The 1212-nt window shown below is 51.7% G+C and carries 3 protein-coding genes; 1 reads left to right on the forward strand and 2 read right to left on the reverse strand.

From position 1 onward, the window contains the following. Positions 1 to 123, forward strand: a 123-nt coding sequence (locus M6F29_RS11760; protein WP_298160136.1) for a GMP synthase (glutamine-hydrolyzing), incomplete at its 5' end; no start/stop codon positions are given. A gap of 144 nt (positions 124 to 267) precedes the next feature. Here M6F29_RS11760 and M6F29_RS11765 read toward each other — a convergent pair. Together M6F29_RS11765 and M6F29_RS11770 are read right to left on the reverse strand one after the other, a co-directional pair. After that, complete coding sequence (locus M6F29_RS11765; RefSeq protein WP_298160130.1) at positions 268 to 684, reverse strand: type II toxin-antitoxin system HicB family antitoxin; 417 nt, start codon at positions 682 to 684, stop codon at positions 268 to 270. Positions 685 to 700: 16 nt separating this feature from the next. Then, a complete protein-coding gene (locus M6F29_RS11770) occupies positions 701 to 862 on the reverse strand; it encodes a type II toxin-antitoxin system HicA family toxin (protein WP_298160133.1) in 162 nt (53 codons plus the stop codon). Between the last annotated feature and the right edge of the window lie 350 nt (positions 863 to 1212).

Here is a 1212-nt window from a genome sequence, read left to right on the forward strand (position 1 = left end):
GCCGAACTCCCTTACGCTCTGCTGGGAAAAGTTTCCAATAGAATCATCAATGAGGTACGTGGAATCAACCGCGTGGTGTACGATATTTCCGGGAAACCCCCTGCTACCATAGAGTGGGAGTGAATTGACGTCTTTCGAGGACTGTCGCCAGTTCGTCCACCGGACGCTTACAGACAATAAATCTGACAACATTGGTAAACTCTGGCAGCAACTTTCATTCAGGCGTGCCTGGTTTCACCCAAAAAGTTCATGGTATTTTCGTTTGTATCAGGCAATCTGAACGTGAACGTGCTTGCCGAGCACGTTGGCAGCAGCTTCGATCTGGTCGAGTTTTGAGGCGTGACGCAGGTCAAACAAGCGATCAACTTGCGGCATATGCCACCCCAAGCGGCGGGCGAGTTCTGCCTTCTTGATTCCCTGATCGGTCATCGCTTGGTAAACGCCCAACTTGGCGCATTCCAGCGCCAGTGGCCGCACGGTCTTTTGTCCAGACGCCGGCTGACTGGCGACGGGTAGCGGTTTGCGAGCATCAACATAAAACGACAAGCCCGTTTCCAGCGCATCGATTGCGTTCAGCAGGGCTTCATCCTCATCGGCACCGAAGGTGATGGCTTCGGGCACATCGGCAAACGTGACCAGCATGGTGCCGTCATCGGGGGTCAAGGTCACGGGGTAGTCAAACATTATTTTCTCCTTCACTTCACAAACCAAGCTGTCGTTTGATCGCGGCTTCCAGCCCTTTACCAAGTTCGGCGGTACCGTGCATGGGTAGGGAAGACTGCTTGCCATTCAGAAACACCTTCAGGTGCGAACCCTTACCGGGCTGGAAAGTCGCGCCCTGTTGCTCTAGCCATTTCTTCATCTGCTTGGAGTTCATAGGCGAAGAATAACAGAAGTGTTGTGTTTGTCAAGTGGAATGCAACACTTATATTATTTTTCGTGCTGCCAAGGGGGACACCTCCACCATTCACGGCGAAATCCTATCCCGCTGAAATCAGCAAGGTGGTCTGGTCGGACGCTGGCACAAGAACAAATAATTGGAATACGCAACTGGATACCGACGCATTATGTTCGATACCGTCCAGACAAGTTCCATATTTTATTCCATGGTGCTCGGTGCCCTCCCATAAGATCCTGGAGTTATGGATATGCAAACGCCAACTTCCTTGCCGCTAACAGACCCAGAACTTAGAGCGCTACGAACATCCGAAA

Source organism: Ferrovum sp. (assembly GCF_027317285.1).
Classification (GTDB): Bacteria; Pseudomonadota; Gammaproteobacteria; order Burkholderiales; family Ferrovaceae; genus Ferrovum.

Excerpts from the sequence above, each read along its gene's own strand:
- M6F29_RS11765 (WP_298160130.1), bottom strand. The coding sequence starts at position 684 with ATGTTTGACTACCCCGTGACCTTGACCCCCGATGACGGCACCATGCTG.
- M6F29_RS11770 (WP_298160133.1), bottom strand. The coding sequence starts at position 862 with ATGAAGAAATGGCTAGAGCAACAGGGCGCGACTTTCCAGCCCGGTAAG.